General features: G+C 39.6%; 21 protein-coding genes. 1 reads left to right on the plus strand and 20 read right to left on the minus strand.

Annotation, left to right across the window (positions count from 1 at the left end):
* Positions 1-9 precede the first annotated feature (9 nt).
* From BLR54_RS08190 to BLR54_RS08270, 17 genes are all read right to left on the minus strand, one after another.
* Entirely contained in the window at positions 10-597 is a 588-nt protein-coding gene (locus tag BLR54_RS08190) for an ATP-binding cassette domain-containing protein (RefSeq protein ID WP_090419379.1), read from the minus strand.
* A gap of 86 nt (positions 598-683) precedes the next feature.
* Positions 684-2417: a bifunctional diguanylate cyclase/phosphodiesterase gene (locus tag BLR54_RS08195; RefSeq protein WP_090419382.1), complete on the minus strand. Its 1734-nt coding sequence runs from the start codon at positions 2415-2417 to the stop codon at positions 684-686.
* A gap of 32 nt (positions 2418-2449) precedes the next feature.
* The gene (locus tag BLR54_RS08200) at positions 2450-4498 is read right to left on the minus strand and encodes a methyl-accepting chemotaxis protein (protein WP_176761898.1); all 2049 of its coding nucleotides are present in this window, start codon (positions 4496-4498) and stop codon (positions 2450-2452) included.
* Positions 4499-4673: 175 nt separating this feature from the next.
* The gene (locus BLR54_RS08205; protein WP_090419388.1) at positions 4674-5900 is read right to left on the minus strand and encodes an L-lactate MFS transporter; all 1227 of its coding nucleotides are present in this window, start codon (positions 5898-5900) and stop codon (positions 4674-4676) included.
* 13 nt (positions 5901-5913) lie between these two features.
* Entirely contained in the window at positions 5914-7857 is a 1944-nt protein-coding gene (locus BLR54_RS08210) for an oxidoreductase (RefSeq protein ID WP_090419391.1), read from the minus strand.
* Positions 7858-8029: 172 nt separating this feature from the next.
* Positions 8030-9409, minus strand: coding sequence for an MATE family efflux transporter (locus BLR54_RS08215; RefSeq protein ID WP_090419394.1), 1380 nt, complete (start codon positions 9407-9409; stop codon positions 8030-8032).
* 74 nt (positions 9410-9483) lie between these two features.
* Positions 9484-10353, minus strand: coding sequence for a LysR family transcriptional regulator (locus BLR54_RS08220; protein ID WP_090419397.1), 870 nt, complete (start codon positions 10351-10353; stop codon positions 9484-9486).
* 8 nt (positions 10354-10361) lie between these two features.
* Positions 10362-12824: an amidohydrolase family protein gene (locus BLR54_RS08225; protein WP_090419401.1), complete on the minus strand. Its 2463-nt coding sequence runs from the start codon at positions 12822-12824 to the stop codon at positions 10362-10364.
* Positions 12825-12918: 94 nt separating this feature from the next.
* Positions 12919-14214 (minus strand): ATP-binding protein, encoded by a 1296-nt coding sequence (locus BLR54_RS08230; protein WP_090419404.1) that lies wholly within the window; start codon positions 14212-14214, stop codon positions 12919-12921.
* Positions 14215-14248: 34 nt separating this feature from the next.
* Positions 14249-15394 (minus strand): MFS transporter, encoded by a 1146-nt coding sequence (locus BLR54_RS08235; RefSeq protein ID WP_176761899.1) that lies wholly within the window; start codon positions 15392-15394, stop codon positions 14249-14251.
* An 87-nt stretch (positions 15395-15481) separates the two neighbouring features.
* Positions 15482-16321, minus strand: a complete 840-nt coding sequence (locus BLR54_RS08240; RefSeq protein WP_090419410.1) for a TrmH family RNA methyltransferase — start codon at positions 16319-16321, stop codon at positions 15482-15484.
* A gap of 19 nt (positions 16322-16340) precedes the next feature.
* Positions 16341-17390, minus strand: coding sequence for a VanZ family protein (locus tag BLR54_RS08245; RefSeq protein ID WP_090419414.1), 1050 nt, complete (start codon positions 17388-17390; stop codon positions 16341-16343).
* Between the two features lie 131 nt (positions 17391-17521).
* Positions 17522-18892 (minus strand): sodium-dependent transporter, encoded by a 1371-nt coding sequence (locus BLR54_RS08250; protein ID WP_090419417.1) that lies wholly within the window; start codon positions 18890-18892, stop codon positions 17522-17524.
* A 421-nt stretch (positions 18893-19313) separates the two neighbouring features.
* Entirely contained in the window at positions 19314-19865 is a 552-nt protein-coding gene (locus BLR54_RS08255) for a flavin reductase family protein (protein WP_090419419.1), read from the minus strand.
* Positions 19858-20472, minus strand: a complete 615-nt coding sequence (locus BLR54_RS08260) for a cytochrome b/b6 domain-containing protein (protein WP_090419422.1) — start codon at positions 20470-20472, stop codon at positions 19858-19860. The genes BLR54_RS08255 and BLR54_RS08260 overlap by 8 nt, the downstream gene beginning before the upstream one ends.
* Positions 20469-21182: a flavodoxin gene (locus BLR54_RS08265; RefSeq protein WP_090419425.1), complete on the minus strand. Its 714-nt coding sequence runs from the start codon at positions 21180-21182 to the stop codon at positions 20469-20471. Before BLR54_RS08265 ends, BLR54_RS08260 begins: the two co-directional genes overlap by 4 nt.
* 25 nt (positions 21183-21207) lie before the next feature.
* Positions 21208-21699 (minus strand): flavin reductase family protein, encoded by a 492-nt coding sequence (locus BLR54_RS08270; protein WP_090419428.1) that lies wholly within the window; start codon positions 21697-21699, stop codon positions 21208-21210.
* Positions 21700-21886: 187 nt separating this feature from the next.
* Here BLR54_RS08270 and BLR54_RS08275 point away from each other — a divergent pair, with 187 nt between their 5' ends.
* On the plus strand, positions 21887-22834 hold the full coding sequence (locus BLR54_RS08275; protein WP_090419431.1) for a helix-turn-helix transcriptional regulator: 948 nt from the start codon (positions 21887-21889) through the stop codon (positions 22832-22834).
* Positions 22835-22946: 112 nt separating this feature from the next.
* On the opposite strand, the gene BLR54_RS08280 is transcribed toward BLR54_RS08275, so the two are convergent.
* The 3 genes from BLR54_RS08280 to BLR54_RS08290 all read right to left on the minus strand — a co-directional run bounded on the left by BLR54_RS08280 (position 22947) and on the right by BLR54_RS08290 (position 25242).
* A complete protein-coding gene (locus BLR54_RS08280) occupies positions 22947-23444 on the minus strand; it encodes a flavodoxin family protein (protein ID WP_090419434.1) in 498 nt (165 codons plus the stop codon).
* A gap of 57 nt (positions 23445-23501) precedes the next feature.
* Positions 23502-23981: a GNAT family N-acetyltransferase gene (locus tag BLR54_RS08285; RefSeq protein ID WP_090419438.1), complete on the minus strand. Its 480-nt coding sequence runs from the start codon at positions 23979-23981 to the stop codon at positions 23502-23504.
* 181 nt (positions 23982-24162) lie between these two features.
* Entirely contained in the window at positions 24163-25242 is a 1080-nt protein-coding gene (locus tag BLR54_RS08290; RefSeq protein ID WP_090419441.1) for a plasmid recombination protein, read from the minus strand.
* Positions 25243-25403: the final 161 nt, after the last annotated feature.

Consider the following 25403-nt stretch of genomic DNA (forward strand, 5'->3'; position numbering starts at 1 on the left):
TCCTCCATTTTAGTTTTGGAACATTCTAATCTTTCTAGCAAAATCCAAACCATCCTCTGAACGAGAAGCTATGAGAAGTGGTCTGGTTCCCTTAATATTCATAATGTGCTGTAGCACCTTTAATCGAAGGTTATCGTCCATACCTTCAAAAGGCTCATCCAACACAATAAAATCCGCTGGTACAAAAAAAGCTCTAACAATTTCCACCAAACGTTTTTCCACTTCATTAAGCTCAGAAACAGGAATCTCCTGTCTATCTTCTGGTAAAAATCTATTAAGCTCTTCAATGGCACGACCTTTGCTAGCCCATCTATGAGCCTTCTTTACATTCCATATTGCATTCTTTTTGGGATTCAACTGACCTGCCTGAGAAACATAGGCAGACTGAAGGGTTGGATACTTGTAATCTCCCATTCTGCTGACTTTTCCCTGATCAGGCTTCTCCAGTCCCATAAAAATTTTAAGAGCTGTAGTCTTTCCTGAATCCTTAGGGCCAACAAAGGCATAGGATTTTCCATCCTCTATTTCCACATTAAGATTATCAATGACCTTTTTTCCATCGTAAGACTTGCTAATATTTTCTAGTATGATTGTCATTATCTATTCCCCCTCACCTAATAGAGATAGTATAACATAAAAAGGACTAGCTGTTTCAAATAACAGCTAGTCCAATTAATTTTTATTTAGTAAGAATAGTCTTCATAGGTCATACCCGAATCAGCAAGGTGCTCTAGCATATCCTCTAATGGCATTGGCTTTCCAAAGTAGTATCCCTGGCATTTATCACAACCAATTTCCTTTAGAAATTGATAATGCTCTTCACATTCTACACCCTCGCATAATGGTTTGACTCCAAGCTCATTTGCTCCTTGAATCACGTAATTCATAAGAGTCCTTGTCTTTTGATTTTGGAAGCTCTTTAAGAAAACTAAATCTAGTTTTAATACATCAAAATCATACTCTGCTATGGTATTTAAAGATGAGAATCCACTTCCGAAATCATCTACCCAGATTTCAAAGCCAGCTTCTCTGATTTTCTTCACTTCCTCTCGAATGAGACCTGTGTTGTCGTTGAAGGCACTCTCTGTGATTTCTACTTCCATCATATCAATTGGCACATCATAAATCTCGCAGAAATCAGATAAAAGCTTCAAAACACTACATACATCAAAGTCTAGTCTTGAAATATTAACAGATACAGGCACTGTAGGAAGGTCATTATCCAAAAGATACCTGTAATCCTGACATACCTTCTTTACCATAAATTCATCCACCAGATGAATTAAATGGAAGTGCTCCAAGGTCTCAATGAAATCTAGTGGCGACATCATGCCAATGGAAGGATCAACCCAACGTACCAAAGCCTCCATGCCACAAACCTCTTTTGTAGCAACGCGAATAATAGGCTGATAGTAAACCTTTATATAGTCCATTGCGATGGCTTCGTCAATGTGGTCCACTACATACTGCTGTCGACGAAGCTTGTCACGAAGCATTTCATCATAGATACAGTAATTAAGATCATGTCTATTCTTAATGCTGTTGCAAGCAAGTCTGGCATGGTCACAGGCCAAACCTACCTCAGCCCTCTGATCATCCAAGAAATAAATTCCAGCTTTAATTCTTACCTTTTTATTTACATCATCAGAAAGAAGCATCCGTTTATAGACTTCTTCTACTGACTCTATTACTCCTTCCCTTGGAGTACTGGTAAATACAACAAAATGATCATCAGAAAATCTTGCAACTATACCATCAGTAAAAACATCCTTTATAGTGTTGGCCAAATCAACTAGAAGCTCATCTCCCATTTTGAAGCCATGACGTTCATTGTAAAGCTTGAAATTTGGAACATCAAAATGTACAAAGGCTGCCTCGTCCCTCCAATTTTCAGCGCTATTAATCTGAAGCTGAACCCTATGATAGAAGAACGACATAGTAAACAAACCAGTCAATGAATCCACTTCCCGGTTAGCTACCAACACCTCAGCTTCAGCAAAGGAGTTACGACTGGTATTCAAATATTCATTTTGATCCACATCCACAATAAATACGTAGAAGAAGCTTTTACCATTCATCCAGTGAAGCAAATGGCCAAAGTCCTCTAAATATTTAATTGTGCCCTTCTTTGTCTGAATACGATAGCGCACATAATCGTGTCGCTTTTCGCCCAAGAAGGTTTGTGCTTGAATCTGGTTCTCAATTCTGTACAGGTCTTCCTTATAAACCATTCCCTTAAAAGAACCACCAACATATTCCTTTAATTCCTCAAAGGTTTCACAATCAAACATATTGATGACATTAGAATCTGCAAATAAAAGATTCTCCTCACCATCAGCTTCATAGATAAAGAAACCTCCTGGTAGCCCTAGTGGAACTATACCTGCACCAGTATCAAGATATTCTTCCTTTGCCATAGTCGCCCTCCATGTGCCTTAAGCAAAGCGGCTTATGCCTCATCTGAATCAATCTTAAACTTAGCTAACTCATCATTAATAGCAAGAGCAGAATCTGATACAGAATTTGCAACTGTTTCTACGCCTTGGCTTTCTGATGCAATCTGATTTGCACTTTCTGTCAAAGTATAGATTGTAGCTGTAATTTCCTCTGAGCTTGCGGACTGCTCCTCTGAAATAGCAGCAACAGAAGATGCAATATCATTTACCTCGCCCATCATCTGAATCATATTCTTCATCGTATCAGCTGCTGTATTAAGATCATCGTAAATCTTGTTAAAGCTTGTACCAGCTTTTTCTACAGCCTCACCACTTTCGTTAATAGAATCAGTGTTGCGCTGTGATTTCTCAGCCAAATCAGAAATAAGACCTGTAATCTGTTTGATAATATCTCCGATTTCCTTAGCTGCATCCTGAGAATTCTGTGCAAGCTTTCCGATTTCGTCAGCAACTACCGCAAAGCCCTTACCTGCCTCACCTGCACGAGCTGCCTCAATTGAAGCATTTAGTGAAAGAAGGTTTGTCTGCTCTGCAATAGAATCAATCATCTGAACAATATCTGTAATCTGCTGAGCTGAGTCACCAACTGTTGTAACTACCTGGTTCATCTCGCCCATAGACTCAGTAATTCTTTCCATGTTATGCTGCACTGCAGTCATATCTTCCTGGCCAATCTTTGCCTGGTCAACAAGTGCAAGCATTACATCATTGGTTGTATTTCCGTTGTCTGTCAAATCTGAAACAGCATGAGCAAGATGTGTTGCATTTTCTGCAAGCTCTCCTACAGCATTTGAAATATCATCCATAGTCTCTTGAATCTGGCCCATTGATACTGACTGATCTCCAGCCTCAGAACTCATCTTAGATGATGCAGTCTTCGAAGTCTCAGAGTCTTCCTGTAGCTGTTCAGCCTTTCCTTGGATTGAACTGATAGCTCCATTCATAACCCCAACAAACTGATCCATCTGTCTACTGATAAGACCAATCTCATCACCATTATCCTTTGGCATCTTTGTTGTAAAGTCACCACCAGAGATTTTAAGGATACTTGCTGATAAGCCGTTAACAGGCTTTGTAATAACCATATTTACAACTAAAAGGATTACAGCAACAATGACAATAACAAGTAATACCATGGCAATTAAAGATACAGTCATGAAACTATTTGCTTCCTTCATTACGTCATCCACTGATACAGAAGAAATAAGAGTCCATGGTGTACCTGGAATAGCTGCCGTACATACATAATAATCTATACCTGTAGTAGGCTGGTTAATAATAGTAACATCAGAAGCCCCACTATCAATATATGATTTACAATCAATTAAGAATTGACTGCCAGACTCAGAAATGGCCATACCATTTTTGTCAGTTTCAAAATACGAAACAATATATGTATCATCAAGAACGATAGACCCACCAGTTTTCATAGGTGTAAGCTCAGCTACTTGATTTTGTAACTCTGATAGGAAAACATCCACACCACAAACACCAAATTCACCATTTTTAAAATCTACAGCTCTAACGTAGGTAACACACATCTCATTTGTACCTGCATCTATGTAAGGGTCAGTAGCTACAAAGGTCTGATTCTCTTTACCAAGGGCATACCAACCACGTTCTGTTGGCTTCCATGAAGCATCCTGCTTAGTTCCATTTGCAAAGAAATAACTATTATCAGAAAAGCCCACATAAATACCGGTGTTGGCAACTGGCTGATAATCAACAGATGGCTTGCAATATTCAAGATATGCATCATGACCATCCATAGGAACCTGCTCCATGGTGTCACAATACTCGCCAAATTTTGCAGTTAGCATCTTAAAGCCTGAGCCCAATGTCTGAGCATTATCACTACATTCAGCCTGCAAATCCATCAGAGAAACTTCTGTGATAATAGATCTTGCATTAAAGGAAATAAAGATAATAATACCCACAGTACCTAAAACGATAATAGGTACCAAACATAGAAGCAAGGTTACACCTATACTTCTCTTAACCTTCATGTTAGATTCAACCTTCTCTTTCTTTTCTTTTGCCATGTTGCACCCCCATAATAAAAATATCATGTGAACTAAAGTTTATATACCTAGTCACATGATATTTTACAACATTATTTGAGATGAGTCGGAAAATTCACAGATTTTTCCGCAAATTAACAGATTATTCACCAGTGCATAAAAATCCCTTGCCTATTATAAGCAAGGGATTTCTAAACTAATTAGATTTCTTTGATACTATTCTATAAACAAAGGTAAACACAACGCCAACTATTGAGATGCTGGCTGCAATAAGGAAAGCCTGGGTGTATGCACCTGTAGAAGCCTTTGTATTTGCCATAATCTGTGGACCAAAATAGCCTGCAAGCGCGAAACCAATGAACATAATACCATAGTTTACAGAGTTGTTCTTTGGACCAAACTGATCAGCTGTAAATCCTGGGTATACGCCCATAAACGAACCAAAGCTTACGCCTACTACTGAAAGACCTATGAAGAACTGAGTTGTAGAACCTTCACCTGTGAAATATAAGCAAAGAAGACCTGCTGCACCAAGTACGCATGCAAGGCAAAGTGTATTAATTCTACCAATCTTATCTGAAAGTGTACCTGCGACAATTCGTCCAAAGGCATTGAAAAGAGCAAGTACTGAAACTGCTAGAGCAGCTGAAGCTTCACCAATAATCATTATAGCTACCGGCTTAGCCTGCGAGATAACCATCATTCCCGAGAATGCTCCACAAGTAAGAAGAAGGAGCATCACGTAAAATACAGGTGTCGAAAGCATTCCCTTCCAATCAAGATTTTTAGGTGCTGCACCGCCTGCTGCAACTGACGGCTCCCAGCCTGCTGGCTTGTATCCTTCTGGACACTGTTCAAGGAAGATGCAAGAAACAGCAATAAGAACGAGGAATACGATACCTACTACCTTGAAAGCGAAAGTAACGTCTGAACTCTTCATGATAGCTGTAACTATTGGAGGAAGGATAACTGAGCTTAAACCATAAACTGCAGTTGTGATACCACCAATAAGGCCTCTCTTGTCTGGGAAGAACTTAACACAAGTTGAAATTGTGCTACCGTAAGCCATTCCAAGTCCAAGACCACCTATGATACCGTAAGCGAAGATTAAGAAACCAACGCTTGTAGCAAAGCCTGAAAGGAACATTCCAAGGCCCCACATAATACCACCCACAAGGATAACCTTCTTTGGGCCAATCTTGTCATTGAACCAACCACCAGAAATCATTGTGATTGGACCAACTGAATTGGCGATAGTGTATACAATCGCAAGGTCACCAGGTGTAAGCTCCTTACCAGTTAAAGTACTAAGGTGTGCTGCCATCTCCGGTGAAAATACGCTCCATGCATAAATAGAGCCAAGACAGATGTTAATAAAACATGCTGCAATTAAGATAATCCATCTTTTCTTATCTAAATTCATTTTTTCTCTCCTTTTATATATCCAAAGCTGCGTGATATCCCCAGTATACTGCGTTTGTGATTGTTGATACCTTGGCAGCATCTCCGATAACACGTACAAATGGAGCTGCGTCGCGAAGAGCCTCAACAACATCGCTGCGTGAACGCTGTCCAAGAGCACAAATTACGCTTGCGCCTTCAACCATAACTTCCTTGCCATCTTTATCCTCACATACAACACCGTCAGCTGTAACCTTAACAGCTTTGAGTCCTGTGTGGACATCAACGTACTTGTCGATTTCCTTAAGAAGAAGTGGACGATGTCTTACGTTAGCATCTGGAGCAAGAGCATCTCTCATTTCAATAATAGAAACTTTCTTGCCTTCCTGTCCAAGATGTACTGCACACTCGCAACCTGCAAGTCCGCCACCCATAATTACTACGTTATCGCCTACTTTATCCTTCTCCTTATAGTAATTGTTTACGATTACTACGTTGTCTCCATCAAGGCCTGGGATAGGAGGAACAAGTGGTGTAGAGCCAACGGCGATAATAAGAGCATCAGCATTTTCTTTCTCAGCGTATTCCTTTGTAACCTCTGTGTTAAGACGAATCTCAACACCAGCCTTTCTTGCAAGCTTCTCGTATGTGCCTGTAAGCTGATACATCTCATACTTAAATGGAAGTGCCTGCTCACTCTTAAGGATACCGCCAAGCTCAGCTTCCTTCTCGCAAAGGATTACTTCGTGTCCTCTTCGAGCTGCTGTATATGCTGCATAAAGACCACCTGGACCACCACCTGCAACAAGAACCTTCTTCTTAATTGGAGCAGGGGTAACTTCATCACCTTCGATTTCACGACCGATAAGAGGATTTACTGTACAACGACGTGTAGATGTAGCTGCACGCTCTGCCATACATGTGAAGCATCTTAAGCAACGAACAATTTCGTCATCACGATTCTCTGTAACCTTCTGTGGAAGATATGGATCTGCAAGAAGCGCACGGCCCATGTATACAATATCAGCCTTGCCTGATGCAATGATCTCTTCCATCTGCTCTGGATCATTAAGACCACCAAGTGTAGCTACTGGCACCTTTACATGTTTCTTAATCTCTGCTGCAAGGAATACGTTACGTCCGTGTTCCTCAAACATAGAAGGATGTGTGATACCGAAGGTCTTCTGATATGTACCAGCAGAAACATGAAGAATATCAACATAATCCTCAAGCTGCTTTGCGATTTCGATACCATCTTCAATACCGTAACCACCCTCACAGAACTCTGAACCTGACATTCTGAATTCGATTGGGAAACGAGGACCTACCGCCTCACGAATAGCTGTAAGAATTTCCTTTGCAAGTCTGCAACGATTTTCAAGGCTTCCGCCGTACTCATCTGTTCTCTGGTTGAAAAGTGGAGAAAGGAACTGGTTGATAAGCCAACCATGACCACCGTGAACCATAATCATCTCGAAGCCTGCACGCTTTGCCATAGCAGCAACATCGCCATAAGCCTTGACGATTTCATCAATCATATCCTTTGTCATGCCCTGTACTTCTACGCCGTCAGGTCTGACTGTGTCCATAGGGCCCCACTGCTTCATAGTCTTCTGCTTTGTTTTATCTGTCATATATGTTCCTGCAAACATACCTGAGTGTGAAAGCTCAAGGGATGGCATACCACCGTGACGTCTGATGGCATCAGCTGTGTATGTTGCACATGCAAGAGAGTTTAAGATTGCAGGATTAAGTCTATAAGCATGGCTTCCGTCTGATTCGTGAACCATGCACTCTGATACTGTAACAGCACCAGCCCCGCCCTTTGAACGAAGTTCATAAAAGGCTGTAGACTTTGGTCCGATACAACCATCGTTTGTGATATCTGTTCCACCCATAGGTGCTGAGAACATTCTATTTCTGAATGTTACGCCTGCAACTGTGATTGGACTGGTAAGATTAGGATACTTTCTAACCATTTTTTAATTTCCTCCTTTTACGTGAGTGTGTTAAAAAAATAACGTTCTCATTTGTTAACAGTTTAACAGTATTGAAATACTGCTTCTATCAACAAAAAAATGGTGGGTATAAACAAATCGTTTGTACCCACCAGATGTCACATCTGTTATATATAGTAACTTTTCTTTGTGTCTAAAATGTTATCGCGTTTTTTCCCTCGGTTTTGAAGATTTTATTTACCACATAGATCATAGTAATAAAGCAAGCCATACCGCCCACCACATTGCTAATAGGCTCTGCTGCAAACACGCCGTTTATACCCATGTTAAATAGATATGGCAACATATAGGTCAATGGCACAACAATCACAACCTTTCTGAACAAGGAGAAGAATATGGCATGTCCTTTTCGACCTAAAGACTTAAAAACTATTTGACCCACGTATTGGAAAACCATAAATACAAAGGTTGAGAAATATAAATTAAATGCTGGAACTGCATCCTTCAGTATAGTCTTATCATTTGTGAAAATAGCAATTATTGTCTCTGGGGCAAATCGAATGATAAGCCACATACAAATAGTGTAAGCCATCTCCAGTGTAAACATGATTACTATGGATTTCTTTATCTTGTCAAATTTATAAGCTCCATAATTGTAACTGATAATTGGTGAAGTTCCCTCTGAAATAGCTATAATTGGAGTTTCAAGCATCTGACGTGCAGAATTAACAATTGTCATTACAGATACATATACATCCCCGCCAACATGTGCAAGAACGCTGTTGCATGAAATCTGGACCACTGCATTTGTAAAATAAGTCATAAAGCCTGCGGTACCAAGAGCAATTATTTTTGTTGCTCTAAAACCACATGTCTTTATTTCCTCTACACTGAGAAGTTTCAGCTGAAACTCACATTTCTTGCCAAATAAAAATCTAATAACATATGCTGCTGAAAAAGACTGAGATATAATGGTGGCTACTGCTGCCCCCTGGACACCCATATGAAGAGCAAAGATGAATAATGGATCAAGGAGAATATTTGCAGCCGCCCCCACAATAACTGTGGTCATACCAACTGTAGAAAATCCCTGAGCCGTAATAAATGGATTCATGCCTGTGGCCACCATAGAAAAGATGGTGCCAAGAAGATATATTCGTAAATACGGAAGAGCATATACCATAGCAGCATCAGAGGCGCCGAACACTGACAATACTGGTCTTCCGAAAATTTCACCAAATATTATTAGTACTATAGCAGTTACTATGATTAAGAAAAAAGAAGTGTTCTGAATTCCTTGAGCTTCTTCCCTATCACCACGGCCTCTTGCAATGGAAAAAAGAGGCGCACCACCACTTCCATACATGTTCGTAAAGGCGGTAATAAGAATAACAATTGGAAAACAAAGACCAACTGCTCCAAGAGCAACTGTTCCAATCTTTGGGATTCTGGCAATATAAATTCTGTCTACAATGTTGTAGAGCAGATTTAGTATTTGTGCCACCAACATTGGAATCGCAGTCTTGAAAATATTTGTAAGTGTTCTTCCATGCTCAAAATCTACTTGTTTCATCTATATTCTCCCATCACTTCTGTAACCAAAACTAGTTTATACCCATTATAGATGCACGAACACACAAATATTAATTATTTTGATATTAATATTTTTACAAATTGCTGTAACTTCTTATCATCTTCTTTGGATTTTTCATAAGCAATATACACATTCCAAGAAATGCCATCCTCTATTGGAATCAACTTTATATCCTTCGAAATAGCTTCCTTGTTATGAATATCAACATCTATTCCAATTCCAAGACCTTCCCTTACAAACTCATAAATCATTGCAGCTTCCATAGTTTTGATACGAACATCTGGGTAAAAGCCTTCTCGCTCGCAAGAGTTTATAAGATTAGCGTAGGATTGATATTTCTCATTGAGACTAATAAGAGCTTCATCTTTCAAATCTGAAATACTAAGGCTCTCTCTTGCAAAAAACTTATGTCCATCGGAAACTACTGCACACATAGATTTGCTATCGATTTCCTGTTCAATAAAGCCTGTAGCCGCAACTCGTCCAATAACCAGGGCTACATCAAACTGGCCATTTATAAGCTTTTCTTTTATATCAGGATTGGAGCCCTCCTCAAGAACAAGCTCGGTTCTTCCTAAAAACTTCTGATACTGCTCAATCTTCTTCATTGGAAGCATTCTTATCAATCCACAGGAATAACCAACTTTAAAAATATCATTTTTCTTTCTAATGGATTCTAAGCCCTGTTCCAGCTCCTGAGTTTCAGCCAAGAGCTTCAAGCCCTTTTCATAGAAAAACACACCAGCTTCAGTAGGAACAAGTCCCTGCTTGGTTCTCTCAAACAGCTTAACCTGCATTTCATGCTCTAATCTGTCTAAGATTTTTCCTAACCCCTGAGGCGTAATGAACAGGCTTCTTGCAGCTTTATTTATGCTTCTTGTTTCATAACACTCCATGAAGGAGCGAACATCTTTAATATCCATGGATTTACCTACTTTTCCAGTTTTTCCAAGTGCGACTTTATAGTTGTAACCAAAGTAGTCTCACTATCAAAAACGTGAACATATCCCTGTAGGGATTTTGCCTTCTGCATCAGGTTCTTAGAATTTGCCCAAACGAAAATAGCTGATTGTCCCTTTCCGTTCTTTGCCTCCTGAATAAGGTTGCCAGCTGCGCTATTTCCATCAAAAGCTATAACAATGGAAGGGCGTCGCTCAAAAATCTCGTAGTTAAAGCTCTTATATATACCCATTGCCTGAGCTTCTGTAGACACTCGAACCTTAGCCTCAGACTTTTTGATTTTGTCAGCCTCACTTTTGCTAAGTACAGCTGGCACAAAGGAATAAATTCTGAAGCCCTTATCATTATGGTCTAGAAGATATTTCTCATATCCAGAAAGCTTATGTCCAATAACAAAGCAGACTTCCTCAGGATCAAAGTATTCAAGCATATCATCTATCTGCTGGGTAGCGTTGCTGCTAAGTTTTGTAGATCTGCTCTCCGTATTAAAGCTTCCACCAATAATAACTACAGGAAGTCTATCCCAGGTAATCTCTGAAATCTGCTCCTTCAACTCGGTATTGGCATCTAACGGAGCCTTACCCTTTGAAGCTCTACCACTTGAAATCTTTACAGTCTGCATCTTTTCAAGAAGCACCTCTTCCAAATCTCTGTCACCAATAAGCTTTTCAAAGGCAGCCTTCTTCTGGGAATATGCCTTTTGACTTTCTTCGATGATTTTCGTTTCAGCATCCTTCATGAGCTGAAGCTCTGCATCTGTAAGACCTAGCATCTTCTCTAAAGAAAGCTGTTCATCTATAGCATTGGTTCCATAAAGAGCAGCACCATCAGTACCCTGAACGCAGGCAATTCCTTGCTTTAAATACTGTTTTAATGGGTGCTTATCGAGAGTATTTAAATTGTTCAAACGAACATTACTTGTAATTTGAAATTCCAGGGTGACATTGTTGTCCTTAAGCTGCTTTAAAGCCTCTTTACCTTTTTTACTACTGAGACTATAAGTATAAAGACCATGGCCCAATCTCATTTTTGGCATAGGCTGACCTTTTTCAAGAGAGTCACGCACACACTCTATAGAATGGGCAATATTATCCTTTTGGCTGTCGTTCTCACCAGCATGAACACGAATCACAAAGCTTGGATCAGCCTTTGCAATCTTTACAATCTCCTTAAAGGCTGGCTTTAAAGTGATAATATCGTTAATCTCCTCACCAACAAAATCACAGCCTGCCACATATGGATCAAGAGCTGTTGCCTTAAGCACCTCAAGATTCTGTTCCAAATAGTTTTCAGGTGTAACTGCATCCTTAATGATTGTAAGAGGAATACGACGCATAGCGGCAAGGAATCGAATCATTACGCCTGTCTCCTGATAGATACTTGGCATAACGGCATGAATTTGGCGTAGCATCTCCAACGATTCGTATTTTTTAACTAAAGTAGTATCACTAATCTCCGCATAATATATTCCCTGCTTCTTGTAGCTTCTGGCAATCCAAAGAAGCTTATCCTGGAAGATAGTATTGCCGCAATATGCAGGATTCTCTTTATCTCTAATCATTTGTAATAGAGCATTTCTAACATCCTCATCAGGAATCATCTCTACCTTGTTAGAAAGATTAATAGGCTCTTCATGCTCTACTGCTTTACAAAAAACATAGCGGTAGAGATATACCTTCTCAAGGTTGGTAAATACAGCCTGTCCATCCTTGATAACCGCAAGGGACCCACGAATTTTAACAATATTATCCTCTGCATTATCCATATTATTAAGGATTAAATCTGCGAAATTTATAAAGGTGTTATCATTGATTCGTCTATCAAGATATTTACCCTGCAAACCAGAAGATACAAATTGTCTTGCAACCTTTTCACGCTGCTCATTAAGCTTTGCCCACTGAACATCGGTAAGCTTCAAATCAAGCTTTTTAACATAATAAAGGGGATATCTAATTTGATGTGAAATGCCAAGAGCTATAAGCACATCACCTGAAAGATTTCCATTCATATGAGTGTGCAAATCTGCTCTGAATTTAAGTTCTCTACGAATATAGGTTTTAAAGATGTTTTTTTCCACAGGTAAATCAAAATCCTTGGTCTGACTCATTAAGGTTTTGGCTATTGCAGGAATAGACGCCCTCATATCAACAGTACCATCAGAATATATGCTTGCTACCTTTGTATCTCTAAGCTTAAAGATATAGCTTTCTTTATTATTTCCGTCTATAAAACAAGGGACCTCACCCTTGATAACAAGCATATCGTTGTCGTCTTTGGATAAGGTCAACTTACATATTTTAGCTATGTTTCTAATTAAATTACCGGTAGAATGATTAGGAGTTTTAAGGACGTAATACATCCTATCCAAGTCCTTGTAAAGATTAACGATAATATCCTTTTCATTATCTAGGAAAAAACATGTAAAATAAGTCATTTCATCCTCCGGGCTAAAATAAAATCATTAATTAACTAATAAAGAAATGATTTTACTATCAAACAGCCAATTAATCAACAGTATAATTCTTCTACTAAGAAATATAATTTATAAACTGCTGAGCAGTTCTTCCAGATAAACCACCCTGTTCCATCTCAAATATCTTTGCCTTGGCAACAATATCTTCATCAGACATATTTATAGCTGCTCTGTGCGCGAGGGCTAGAACTATGTCCAAATATTCTTTCTGTGAAGGCTTGCTATAGCTAATAGTAACACCAAAGCGATGTACCAAAGACAACTTCTCTTCCACTGTATCTGAATGATGTCTGTCGTCCTGATTACTTTGGTCATTTCTATCGTTCCAAGTTTCTTTAATCAAATGACGACGATTTGATGTAGCATAAATCAAAATATTATCTGGGCGAGTTTCCACTCCACCTTCAATAACCGCCTTTAGAAACTTATACTCAATCTCGTGCTCTTCAAAAGAAAGGTCATCCATATAGATAATATATTTATAATTTCGATTCTTAATGCTGGCAATAATCTTTGAAAGATATTTAAACTGATGCTTATATATCTCTATCATACGAAGGCCACTGTCATAATACTGATTTACGATGGCCTTGATACTTGTTGATTTGCCTGTACCACTATCACCAAAAAGAAGCACATTATTAGCCTTTTTACCTTGAACAAAAGCCTCTGTGTTATCTATAAGCTGTTGTTTCTGATATTCATAGCCAATAAGGTCGTCAAGAACCACCTCTTCCATATTATTGATAGGTACAAACTTTATGTCATTTTCCCCGATTTCTTCTATACGAAAGGCCTTGTTAAGACCAAACATACCAACACCATAGGATTTGTAAAAATTCGTAATTACGTTAAAGAAATCCTTTTCATCTGGTGCATTCTCCAACGCCTTCGACAGCCTTCTAACCTTCTCACTTACATTGCGGTTGTACATCTGCTTATTCTTATCCACGGCAGAATAATTGGTAAACACTGAAAAGCTTTGTATTCCAAGCTCTTGTTCCAAATTAGAAAAATCATAATCAAAGATTTCTTTAAGAAGCTTAAAGTCGTTTTCCACCAAATGATTCACTGAACCTGGCTTAACTTCAGTCTTTTCTGTCACAAGAGAAAAAGGATTTTCATTTGTGATAATGTAATAGGCTATATAGTTATGCCAAAGATTGTCGTCAAAGCCATAATCTGTAGCAAGCATAAGCAGATTTTTGCTTATGGCATTAATCTCCCTAGTGGCCTCGCGCTTGTTGTAATCTCCAGATTGTACCGAATCTATAACTCGTCCCAATCTGTAAAGAATACTGTCTTCAGTTAAATCACCATACATTAATAGTCTTGAAATCTTGTCGTACATATTCTGCCTCTTTTCCATTGTTCCAAATTGCATCCTATTTGGTGCCCATTCCCTTAAACTTAAGCACCAAAACTGCTATCAATGATAATACAAAGAAACTTGATAAAGCAACCATTGCATTTCTAAGTCCGAATTGTTGCCCCAAAATACCTGTAAGGGCTGTAAATACCACTCCACCAATACCTGTAGCTGTGGTAATCATGCCTGTTGCAGTGGCCTTGTGTTCTCCTGCAAGTGGCATGGCGATATTTAATACATTTGGATAAATCGCTCCACAGGCAAATCCTAAAGGTATACAAAGGATTAGCATTGGAACGTCTGTAGTCAGCTGTGAAATAATTATAGTTATAACAGGGATAGCCACAATTGCTGTAACAAGCAGCTTATAAGCATGCTTTGACAGGTATCCCACCAAAATTCTGGATGGAATCATCACTATCCAAAAGATACTAAGTGCATATTTTCCTATTGAAGAATTAAGCTCCTCAGAAAACAGTGTATCTACAAAGAAGGCATAGCCATTTTCAAAACCAACATAAATACACATAACCACACAAAGCATGAGAATTCCAAGTAAAACAAATGGCCCTGTACTGCTAACTTCATTTTCATCACCAATAAGTGGCTCAGGGTTTGAATCCTTATTCAAAATCAAACCAAGTATAGCAATAGCACTTGTAGCTGTCAGAAGCATAAATAAGGTTCTCCAGCTTAATCCTGCCTTTAGGTATGCAGATACCACAAGAGGAGCCACAAAGGCCCCTAAGGCATACATGGATGTTAAAAATCCTATTTTCTTTTTACAGCTTACAGGATAATAATCTGTCAAAGCTGCTATTGTAATAAACTGAAGTGCACTTGTAGTAAGCCCAAGGAAGAACACTCCTCCTATGAAAACCTTTTGTGAGGTAAATATAGCAATCAATATAGCTGCTAAAACCTGAATAGCAAGAAGCTTTGTAAGGCATTTTAGCTTATTATTCTTATCCGCCCATGCTCCAAGAATAATTGGAGCAAGCATGGTAGCAAAAAGCTCCACCGATGCAAAGATGCCCTTAGAGGCAGTAGATAACTCGTAGGTTTCTCCAATGTTAAGCAAGCTAGCCTGATAGCCACCTGCCTCAAAGCCATTAACAAAGACAATTAAAAAGAATACTAGCCACAAATACTGATTTTTCATTTTCCCCGTCATATCGAACTCCCCATCTGTTCTTAAATTGACTGTTATATTTTCGCTTGTGACATAGATAGCCAGCAAGCTTATATTTTATCCCCGACCACACAATTCCCAAAAGGTTACAGCACTGGCTGCTGCTACATTCAAGGAATCAACATCATGGTGCATTGGGATTATTGTCACATAATCACTTTTTGCTATGGTTTCATCCTTGATGCCTGTACTTTCTGTTCCAAAGATTATGGCAAGCTTAGTATGCTCTTTAAGCTCTGGCGCTGAAAGTGGAATAGCGTTTTCCTTTAGGGCCATTGAAACCACCTTATACCCTTCACTATGAAGCTGTGACACATAATCGCTTCCCTTATCAAAATAAGTCCACGGTACCTGAAAAGAGGTACCCATGGCAACCCTGGCTGCTCTTCTATAAAATGGATCAGCACTATCATGTGTAAGAAAAATAGCATCTACACCAAGAGCTGCTGCCGAGCGAAAAATCGCGCCAACATTTGTAGGATTCATTACATCCTCTAAAATCGCCACCTTGTTAGAGCTCATTAACAAATCTCTAACCTGTTGTAAGGTTGGTCGTTTAAAAACTGCAAGTACACCTCTAGTTAAGTTAAAACCGGTAATTTTGTTAATAACCTCAAGCCTTGCTACAAAAACCTCTAATTCCGAATCAAAATCCACATAGGCGTCTTCCGCTTCCTTTAAAAGTTCAGTTACAACCTGGCTTTCATACGCCTTTTCCTCCACTAAAAACGCCATAGGCTCACAGCCTCTGGCTAAGGCTCTACTAATTACGTTTGGCGTTTCAGCAATAAACACTCCACCGTTAGGTTCAAAGTAATGATATAGCTGAGCCTCGTTGTATTCTGTAAAAATAGACACTCTCTTATCAGTAATGTCCTCTATTATTGTCTTTTTCATGTAACTATTCCTTCTGGGACTATAGCTCTAAAAGTGTTATTTCCACTTCATCTGGTCCTATTATTTTTATCATTCTGTGATTTGTATATGGGTCTGTTTGAAAATCCTCAAAGGGTAAATCTTCCTTTTGAAGCTTAGCCTTAATTACATCCAAGTTTTCATAGGATAATGTAAAAGCCTGTTTTGGAAGCTTGATACTCTTATCATTTAAACAGAATATTTCAAGCTGAGTCCTTCCTAAGCCAAACAGGAATCGACACTCTTTTGAATCCTCTGGCACCAAAAACTTATTAAGCTGGAAGCCTAAATCCTTTGCATAGAATTTCCAAATTTCTTCCTCATCGGTAGCCTTTATTGTAACTCTTCTAACATTAAGCTTTCGTACAAAGGGATACATTATTCCATTCTTAGCAAGCTTCTTCCATCTTCTATAGTTTCTATAATCCTTCTTCCACTCCGGATTTGTCAATGTGTAGGCTCGCATAATGAACAAAGCAATTCCAATGGCTCCACCAAGAGTATTTGATATTACATCTGCTGTATCATAGGAACCACGCTTTGTTATAAGCTGGATGTTTTCGATGGTTACAGATGCCAAGAAACAAAAAATCAATGGTCGCCTAAGGGCATGTATTCTAAACCATCTAAAAAGATAAGGCAGCATATATCCCATTGGAATAAATATCATTACGTTCAAATAGAACTCGATAAATTCCTCCGCGGGTAAATCTATGCCTTTGGCGGTCATGGTAAAAAGACTGAACCCAGCGTTTCTCACTACATAGTCAGGATTCTCTTTTCTAACCAACAGCACTAAAAAAATCAAAAGGACAATATATAAGCAGAATGCTCCGAATAGAATTCCTCTTCGAACCCATTTAAAAAGACTGGCTCTTCTTCCTCTACTAACGCCACCTTGAAGGTTTAAGCCCACTTTTTCACATATATTGTAATCAACAATTGGTAAAAGCCTTGCCAACAGAAATGCAATAGCAGTGGCTCCAATCATCAATACCAGATTCGTTATCCAATTGTTTGCATACAAATCGTAAAAGCTATTTAGCTCCATACTCTCTCCCAATAAATGTATTAAAAAAGAGGATATCTAAAAATATCCTCTTTTATACCTTTATTCTATTATAGGATTTAAAGGCTGCTAAGAAAAGCAGCAGTTTGATTTTCACTGTGTTTTAACAAAAACTACATAGAAATGAATCCTAATACATTTAAAATAGCACTCACAAGAATAACAACTACAAAGAGTGGACAAAGGAACTTAATCATAAATCCGAAAATCCACTTTCTCTTAAATGGATGATTGTCCTGCTCTACCTCAGCCTCAAGCTTTTCAACTGTCATGAACTTTGTAATCAGGACGCAAGTTGCTAAGGCTGCAATTGGCATCATTACTGAATTTGTAATGAAATCAAAGAAATCTAAAAACTGCATTCCAATGATTCTTACATCTGCAAGTGGTCCATTTCCTAAGGATGAAAGGCTACCAAGAACAAGCATAACTGCTGCCATGATATTTACACCCTTTTTTCGGCTCCAATGGAACTCATCAGAGAAGGTAGAAACTGCACTTTCTGTCAAAGCAATTGCACTGGTAACGGCTGCAAAAAGTACAAGTGCAAAGAATACAATACCAATGATTCTACCAAAGCCCATGCTAGCGAAAATCTTTGGCATTGTAATAAACATAAGTGAAGGTCCTGCCTTAAGCATGCTTTCATCACCATGTGAAAAAGCAAATACTGCTGGGATAATCATAAGGCTGGCCATAATAGCAATGGCTGTATCGAAAATCTCAACCTGCTTTGTTGATTCCTCAATACTAACCTCTTTCTTAACGTATGAGCCAAAAGTAATAAGAATACCCATGGCAATTGAAAGAGAATAAAACATCTGTCCCATAGCTGTAACAACAGTCATAATTGAGAAGTGCTTAAAGTTTGGTACAAATAAATACTTAACACCTGCTAAAGCACCTGGTCTTGTTACTGAGTAAACACAGATGATAGCTGCAAGGACTACAAGAATTGGCATTACGAATTTTGACACACGCTCAATTCCGTTTTCAACACCCATGTAAATTACAACAAGAACTAAAATTGCAAATATAATAAACCAAATTTCCGAATCTGCCCCGTTTGTGATGAAGTCTGTAAAGAAGGTATCTGTAGCAATGGACTTCGCATCGTTTCTAATATATTCAAACAGATACTTGCACACCCAGCCTCCAATTACAGAATAATATGGAACAATAAGAATTGGAATAATTGCATTAATCCAACCGCCAAGTCCCATAATCTTGTGATTCTTGCTAATATCACGATATGCTCCTACTGGACTCTTCTGAGTGTGACGTCCAATAGCAGTCTCTGCAACAATCATAGTGTAACCAAAAGTAAGGGCTAAAAGTACATATACAATTAAAAAGATTCCCCCTCCATATTTAGCACATAGATATGGGAATCTCCAAATATTACCAAGACCTACTGAAGCTCCCGCGGCTGAGAGCACGAAACCAATCTTACCTGAAAAGCTACCGCGATTTTCCTTATTCAATTAAAATTCCTCCAAACTACTTTCTTTAGCAGTTTAACCTTTTAACTCTTTAATCTGTTAAACCGCCTTTTAATTTTATAATTATTTTAAGCATTTGTCTAGAGGAAATTAAAGGAAGAAATAAGAATTACCTTGGTATATAAAAAAGCTCCAAGGAAGCAAGCTTCCTGGAGCATTTTTGTAGTTGCATAATTTGCAACAATCCTTATCTCTTTGATAACGATTAATGATTCGAAAGTGCCGTATTTTAGGCATTTTCAAATCAAGTTGCTGTTTACCTGTTGTGTACGGTAGAAAGCTCAGGACTACTGTACACAACTGGTGGCAACTTTATATCTGTTTTTTCCAATACCATTCGTCTTTACAAACCGAAATTGTCGTACTCATTTATATTCCGATATTACATACAATCTTCTGCTCTTCAAAGCCGCTCTGAGCCCTCCGGAACCCACTGGCTCATTTCATTTCTCAGATTACGGAACTCCCCGTCAGCAAAGAATGTACCGTCACCATTTGCATGGATCACTCTTCGCTCTTCTTTATCCAAATTCTCCCAAAGTTGAACCCCTTTAAAGACCAGTATCCCATGTTGTTCGATATAGTCCTCAAGCTTACATTCTATGGCTGCCAGACAATTCGTTATAACCGGTGCTTTCACCTTCTTTGCTTTTGCTCTGTCAAGCCCGAAGGAACTGAACTTATCACACTCGGACCCGTGAACCGTACCAACACCCACAACCGTTTCAACCATATCGAAAGACGGTACATTAAGACAGCACTCTTTCGTTTTCAGTATCGTTTCAAACGACTCATTCCAATCTCCCGTCGTGATTGCGATATGAGGCGAAAAATCCATGACCATCTGCCATGAAATTGTCATCACATTATCCATTTCGCCATCATTCGTGGTAACAAGCAGCACAGAACCTGATTCAAGATATGTAAATGCCCTTCTGATATCTCCCTTAACCATGTTTCTTCCTTTTCTTTGCCGTCAGCCGCTTTATTTCGCTTCCAATACACATAAATGTGCAAAACATCAACGCATTTAGCAAATACACTACCCACGATGAAACCGATGGAATGAAAGCGAACTCATTCAAGAGAAACAATCTCTCATAAAACCTACATACCACAAAAGCTGCAATTCCTCCTGCTGCAGCGATATACAAAACTATGTTTCTCTTTTCCATTTTTATATGCATCCCAAAGTGAATTCCGCTCAGTAAAAACAGCCATGCCGTTCCTGCGAAATGTATCCTTCTGCCCCAGGTTGCACCTTGAAGTTCAAGAAAAGAAAATACATATCCTGATATCACCATAGCGCTTACCGCTATCATCAGGATCAACACAATCAGCATGATATCCGTTACAGTAATAAGGATCCTGTTGGTATTATACTTTCCTCTGAATACTCCAATAAACCACTTCCTGTTCCATACCAGATGAACGATAACCAAGGCAAACAACAGGATCCCGCACCATTCATGAAGAAGGCTTTCTGTCCTGCTGAAAGAAAGCCCACTTCCACATAAGAATATCAGAAGTATGATCATCACATAGTGTAAAGCTCTTCTCATTCGTATAATCCCATCCCCTGAAGCCAGGGAATTATATCATCATTGCTCTTAACCAGAAGTCCATCCTTAACATCTGCATCCGGTATCTCGCTTTTGATGTCACTAATGCTCTGACCTATTCCGGTCCCGCCGCTTGTTGCATAAGGCACCACGGTCTTCCCGGAGAAATCGTAGGACTCCAGAAGGGTATTGATGATCATCGGCGTAGTTCCCCACCAGATCGGATATCCGAGATAAATAACTTCATAGGAATCGAAATGCTCTATCTCATTTGCAATCTCAGGTCTGGCATTATCCCTCTGCTCCTGTTTTGCTGGATCAAGTGCATCGGAATACCCTTCCGGATAAGGATTCACAGGTTCTATCTCGATCAGATCGCCACCAACCAATTCATGAAGGTATTCTGAAACACCTTTTGTTGTCCCGGTATGGGAAAAGTAGACGACAAGCACGTTGTTGTATTCTTCCATTTCCCCGGATACTGGAGATGCTTCTGTCGCTTCAACATTTTCAGAGACCGGCTCGTCGATTTTTTCTTTATTTGAAGTTGCAGACTGTTCCGTAACATTCCCGGTACTCTGGGTATTCTGTGTTGGTGCCAGAGCCGAGGTATCATCCGTTGTCTTTCCACACGCACTCAGGGCAAACATAAGGCAAAGACATAATGAAAAGATGAACGGCAATCGTACTTTTTTTGCTTGTATCCTCATGGCAGGACACCTCCTATCTTAGTATTTACATGAGATCCATCTTATCCCAGAGAATATTTCCCTTCTCATCAAGATATTCCTCATCCACATGAACCGCTTCTACCTTTCCGATGAACAACTCATGCGTTCCCGGCATTGTGCTTTCGATCACACTGCACTCGATGCTTACCGGACAGTCCGTCATGATCGGCGCATTGACATACTCCGCATCCTTCCACTGGATGTTCATCTTTTCAAACTTGTCCTCATCGCGGCCGGACTTTGAACCGAGATAGTTATACTCTTTTTCATAGCCTTTCTTTGGAAGATTGATAACAAAACATCCGCTTTCCTTTACCATATGGTGTGAATACCTGGAAGGAACGATTCCTACCATCACCATTACGGGATCAAGACTCACATTTGCTGCAAATCCAACTACAAGAGCATTGTTTCTTCCGTCCTTATCCCTGCAGGATACAATAGTCTTAGGTACAGGCTGCATACATAATACAGTGTTCTTCGCTAATTTCTTCATGGTATATTCCTCCGTTTTCGGTTTATGTTCTTTCTTTAGGCGATTTTCCGCGGTTTATCGCCACCCTTCGATTGTTATGATACCCTGCATGAAGGAAATGTGTAACGCTAAATCTTAATGATCATAGTGGTATATTCTAATATTTCATGTTACTATCTATGAAAGTAACAGCTGCGGAGGAACTTCAATGAACAAACTTCTTTCTCTTGCAATCAATAAGCTCGGTCATGACTGGTCCCACCTGAACTGGGATTTTCGTGATTTCAAACTAGTAGACGGAACTCCCGATAAAATGTCCCAGTGGCAGGGTGACCCACAGGATGATATCATGGTTGTCGTTTTCAAAGGAAGACATATCAGCGAGCCATTTCACAGGCAGGATTTCTTCTTTATCGATTATGCCTATCACCTTGACTACAACGCACTCAGCGCCAAATTTGATAATCTCGTCACAATACGTGAGGGAGACTGTTACATCGGACAACCGTTTTCCGGGTATGCCTTAAAAGGTAACAGCACGGACGATGATATCATTATGATTGGTGTGCATATCAAGAAGGAAGCCTTTTTCCGCGAATATCTTCCGGCTCTTTCGCAGGATCCGGATATGTTCCGTTTCTTCCTCGACCCTCAGACAGATAAGTTTTCTGATGAGTTTATTCATCTCTCCTTTGAAAAGACTTCACCTGTCCGTGCTCTGCTTGAGATGATGGTCATCGAATATGCTGACAGAAAAGAGGATACGCAGCTTATCCTAAAACCAATGGTCCTTGCACTGTTCATGCATATCGCAAGAAGATACAGGCTTGAAAAAGCAGATGTCAAAGCTTCCACCCTTTCTGAATGCATTGTGGGCTATATTAACTCCCACCCGGAGTCTGTTACCCTGAAAGACATTTCCGCGCATTTTTCCTATCACCCGAATTATATTTCATCTCTGCTCCATAAAGAGCTTGGAAAAACCTTCTCGGAAATCGTTCTGGAAAAAAGAATGGACAGAGCCGTTGTCCTGCTTAGAGGCACAACTCTATCCATTGAAGAAATATCTGCCATGCTTGGATACACCAATACCAGCAATTTTTATAAGGCTTTCCGCTCTTACTACGGAAAAACTCCAAGAGAATATATTGGATAATTCGTCTTGCAATGAGCTGAAACTAAAAAAAGCGGATAGATAACTCAAAGTCATCCATCCGCTTAGTATTATTTTGCGATTTAAGTGCCATTACATATACCTGGCAGGGATTTCATTCGATGCTCGCACCGAGCGTTCTCGCTTCGTCTTCTTTTCCTACGCCGAACACATTGCCAAGGTTCTTCCAACCGAGGAAACGAGTAAAAATCGAGAAGAAATCCTCCGTCATTTCATACATATTGCCTCGGGCTGTCATAATCACAACAAATTGTTTCATTTTAGGCGATCCGAACAGAACTGCATACAAACGGTCAATGACAATCTTGAGTTGTCCGGTTATCGTCCCCCAATATTGTGGAGAAGCAAATACAACCACGTCCGCCCAGAGGAAATCCTCGCTCACAATTTGCATGTCATCCTTTTGAACACAGGTGCCACCGTTGCTCTGACAGCCTTCACAAGCAAGGCATCCTCCGATGTTCATTCCCTGCAAGTACAGTTCCTTGACTTCATTCCCTACAGACTCTGCTCCTTCAATAAAAGCTTTCACAAGAGAGGCTGTCTTACCGTTTTTTCTTGGTGATCCATTCAATATCAGTATTTTTGCCATAGTCTCTTACCTCGAAAAATCAAATATTTTGTTTCTTAGTAATACTGCAAGATATTCCTACAGCTCATGGTAGTAAGGGCAGATATTTTCATAATGTCCGTCCTTCATTCTGAATCCCCCTGGTATAGTACCAAGCTGTGTAAATCCAAGTCGTTCATACAGATGCCTTGCGTGAACATTACTCTCTACGACAGCATTGAACTGAAGCACTCGAAATCCCAACTCTTTTCCCTTCTTCAGGCAATCCGTCACAAGCTGTTCTCCGATATGCTTTCCTCTTGCATCTCTTGATACGGCATAGCTGGCGTTGCAGATATGTCCGCATCTTCCGACATTGTTGGGATGAAGGATATAAAGACCGAAAATCTTCCCATTCTCCTCCGCAACACCTGTATGACTCTGGGAAGCAAAGAACTCCGCACCACCATCCAAATCAAGCATCTCTTCCTGCGGAAAAGCGATGCCATCCTCAACAACCTCATTCCATATTCTTATAATCTCAGGCAAGTCCTGACTTTTGTACTCTCTAACAATCATTTTCCTTTATCTCCATCGTGCGATAAACTGAAACATAATTGTTTTATCAAATTGCGATTTACCTGTATAAGCCTTACGCAATACCCAACATTTTAGATTATACGTGTTTTCTCTATCCTCTTCAATATTCTTACACATAGAACAAGGGCGTTTTCACGCCCCTGCTCTATCTTTTGAAGATTTATCTCTCCATTCCCAAGTCCGTTCTGTGTGGCTTTGAAATCTGCTGTTCGTTGTGCTGATCAGCTCTAACCCTAGCTTCCCTTAGCTGTTCCAGGATACTCGTTCTAGCCTTTTCGGTTACCTCAGGCTTTCTAGTTCTATCCCACCATTCCTTGAATTTCTTGAATGCTCCGGATACGAGTTTTCCAAGTGTAGTCTTAGGATTCTCAAGTGATGCATATCTCATAAATTCTTTTTTCATCTCTGAATTGACCACTGCATCAACGTATTGCTGTTCCGTTGCTTTAATATCCTGTTTGATGACCTTGGCAGTATCATCAAGGATATCTATCTGCTCCTCTTTGGCTTGACACTTGATTTCAAGCTCCTCATACTCCTTTTGCTTGACCTTCAGGTAAAACTCCTTTGAGAAGTCACTATTTCTTCCCTTCTCTTTAGGTTTTAGAGTCTCACCTTCAAAGATCTCAGGATGTTCACTCATCTGTTTTGATACAAATTCGTGCATCTTATCCTGAATGATCTCAAGTCGTTCCTGATCAAAAACTTTGGTCTTGGCAACCTGTTTGCTTAACCCTCTCTTGTATCCTGTAGCCACCGGAACTCCTATCACATGCATATGAGGTGAATTCTCGTCCATGTGTATTACCGCTGAAGCTATCTTAAACTCCGGAACAATCTCTTTAACAAATTCTAGCTGTTCCTTTAACAGAGGTTTCATTGCTTCCCACTGTTCCGGAGACTTATCTGACCAGAATTCCATATCTCCGGTTTGTATTATAACCTCTACTGCCACATCATTCTTTTTGCTTTCGGATACATATTCCAGGTAATCGGATATCTGCCTGTCGTTCCTTTTACCTTTGTTGTATTCCTCCAGAGCCTCCGTAAATTCCTTGTCGTAAATCTCTTTTACATCATCAAGGATATTTACCTCGCTGCCCTCAACCACTTCAATCATTTCTTCGCTATATTCTGTACTCTGATATTGCCTTAGATTGTGTTTGCTGACAGAAACTACATCACGCACTTTTGCTATAGAATGCTTTTTGCATGATATATGAAAAGTTTGTGTTATCAAAGTAAACCCTCCTTTCGCGATAAAATCAAATTAGCAAAGCCGCCGGCAGGCCCCTCGGAGAGCCCCCGGATAATGATGTGTAATGTCATTATCCATAGGGGGTTACCCATAACGACACGTTATGGGGAAGCTCGCTCCGCTCGCCGCCAAACTTTACCTTT

Source organism: Pseudobutyrivibrio sp. YE44 (assembly GCF_900104335.1).
GTDB lineage: Bacteria > Bacillota > Clostridia > Lachnospirales > Lachnospiraceae > Pseudobutyrivibrio.

Excerpts from the sequence above, each read along its gene's own strand:
- BLR54_RS08190 (WP_090419379.1), bottom strand. The coding sequence starts at position 597 with ATGACAATCATACTAGAAAATATTAGCAAGTCTTACGATGGAAAAAAG.
- BLR54_RS08195 (WP_090419382.1), bottom strand. The coding sequence starts at position 2,417 with ATGGCAAAGGAAGAATATCTTGATACTGGTGCAGGTATAGTTCCACTA.
- BLR54_RS08200 (WP_176761898.1), bottom strand. The coding sequence starts at position 4,498 with ATGGCAAAAGAAAAGAAAGAGAAGGTTGAATCTAACATGAAGGTTAAG.
- BLR54_RS08205 (WP_090419388.1), bottom strand. The coding sequence starts at position 5,900 with ATGAATTTAGATAAGAAAAGATGGATTATCTTAATTGCAGCATGTTTT.
- BLR54_RS08210 (WP_090419391.1), bottom strand. The coding sequence starts at position 7,857 with ATGGTTAGAAAGTATCCTAATCTTACCAGTCCAATCACAGTTGCAGGC.
- BLR54_RS08215 (WP_090419394.1), bottom strand. The coding sequence starts at position 9,409 with ATGAAACAAGTAGATTTTGAGCATGGAAGAACACTTACAAATATTTTC.
- BLR54_RS08220 (WP_090419397.1), bottom strand. The coding sequence starts at position 10,353 with ATGGATATTAAAGATGTTCGCTCCTTCATGGAGTGTTATGAAACAAGA.
- BLR54_RS08225 (WP_090419401.1), bottom strand. The coding sequence starts at position 12,824 with ATGACTTATTTTACATGTTTTTTCCTAGATAATGAAAAGGATATTATC.
- BLR54_RS08230 (WP_090419404.1), bottom strand. The coding sequence starts at position 14,214 with ATGTACGACAAGATTTCAAGACTATTAATGTATGGTGATTTAACTGAA.
- BLR54_RS08235 (WP_176761899.1), bottom strand. The coding sequence starts at position 15,394 with ATGAAAAATCAGTATTTGTGGCTAGTATTCTTTTTAATTGTCTTTGTT.
- BLR54_RS08240 (WP_090419410.1), bottom strand. The coding sequence starts at position 16,321 with ATGAAAAAGACAATAATAGAGGACATTACTGATAAGAGAGTGTCTATT.
- BLR54_RS08245 (WP_090419414.1), bottom strand. The coding sequence starts at position 17,390 with ATGGAGCTAAATAGCTTTTACGATTTGTATGCAAACAATTGGATAACG.
- BLR54_RS08255 (WP_090419419.1), bottom strand. The coding sequence starts at position 19,865 with ATGGTTAAGGGAGATATCAGAAGGGCATTTACATATCTTGAATCAGGT.
- BLR54_RS08260 (WP_090419422.1), bottom strand. The coding sequence starts at position 20,472 with ATGAGAAGAGCTTTACACTATGTGATGATCATACTTCTGATATTCTTA.
- BLR54_RS08265 (WP_090419425.1), bottom strand. The coding sequence starts at position 21,182 with ATGAGGATACAAGCAAAAAAAGTACGATTGCCGTTCATCTTTTCATTA.
- BLR54_RS08270 (WP_090419428.1), bottom strand. The coding sequence starts at position 21,699 with ATGAAGAAATTAGCGAAGAACACTGTATTATGTATGCAGCCTGTACCT.
- BLR54_RS08275 (WP_090419431.1), top strand. The coding sequence starts at position 21,887 with ATGAACAAACTTCTTTCTCTTGCAATCAATAAGCTCGGTCATGACTGG.
- BLR54_RS08280 (WP_090419434.1), bottom strand. The coding sequence starts at position 23,444 with ATGGCAAAAATACTGATATTGAATGGATCACCAAGAAAAAACGGTAAG.
- BLR54_RS08285 (WP_090419438.1), bottom strand. The coding sequence starts at position 23,981 with ATGATTGTTAGAGAGTACAAAAGTCAGGACTTGCCTGAGATTATAAGA.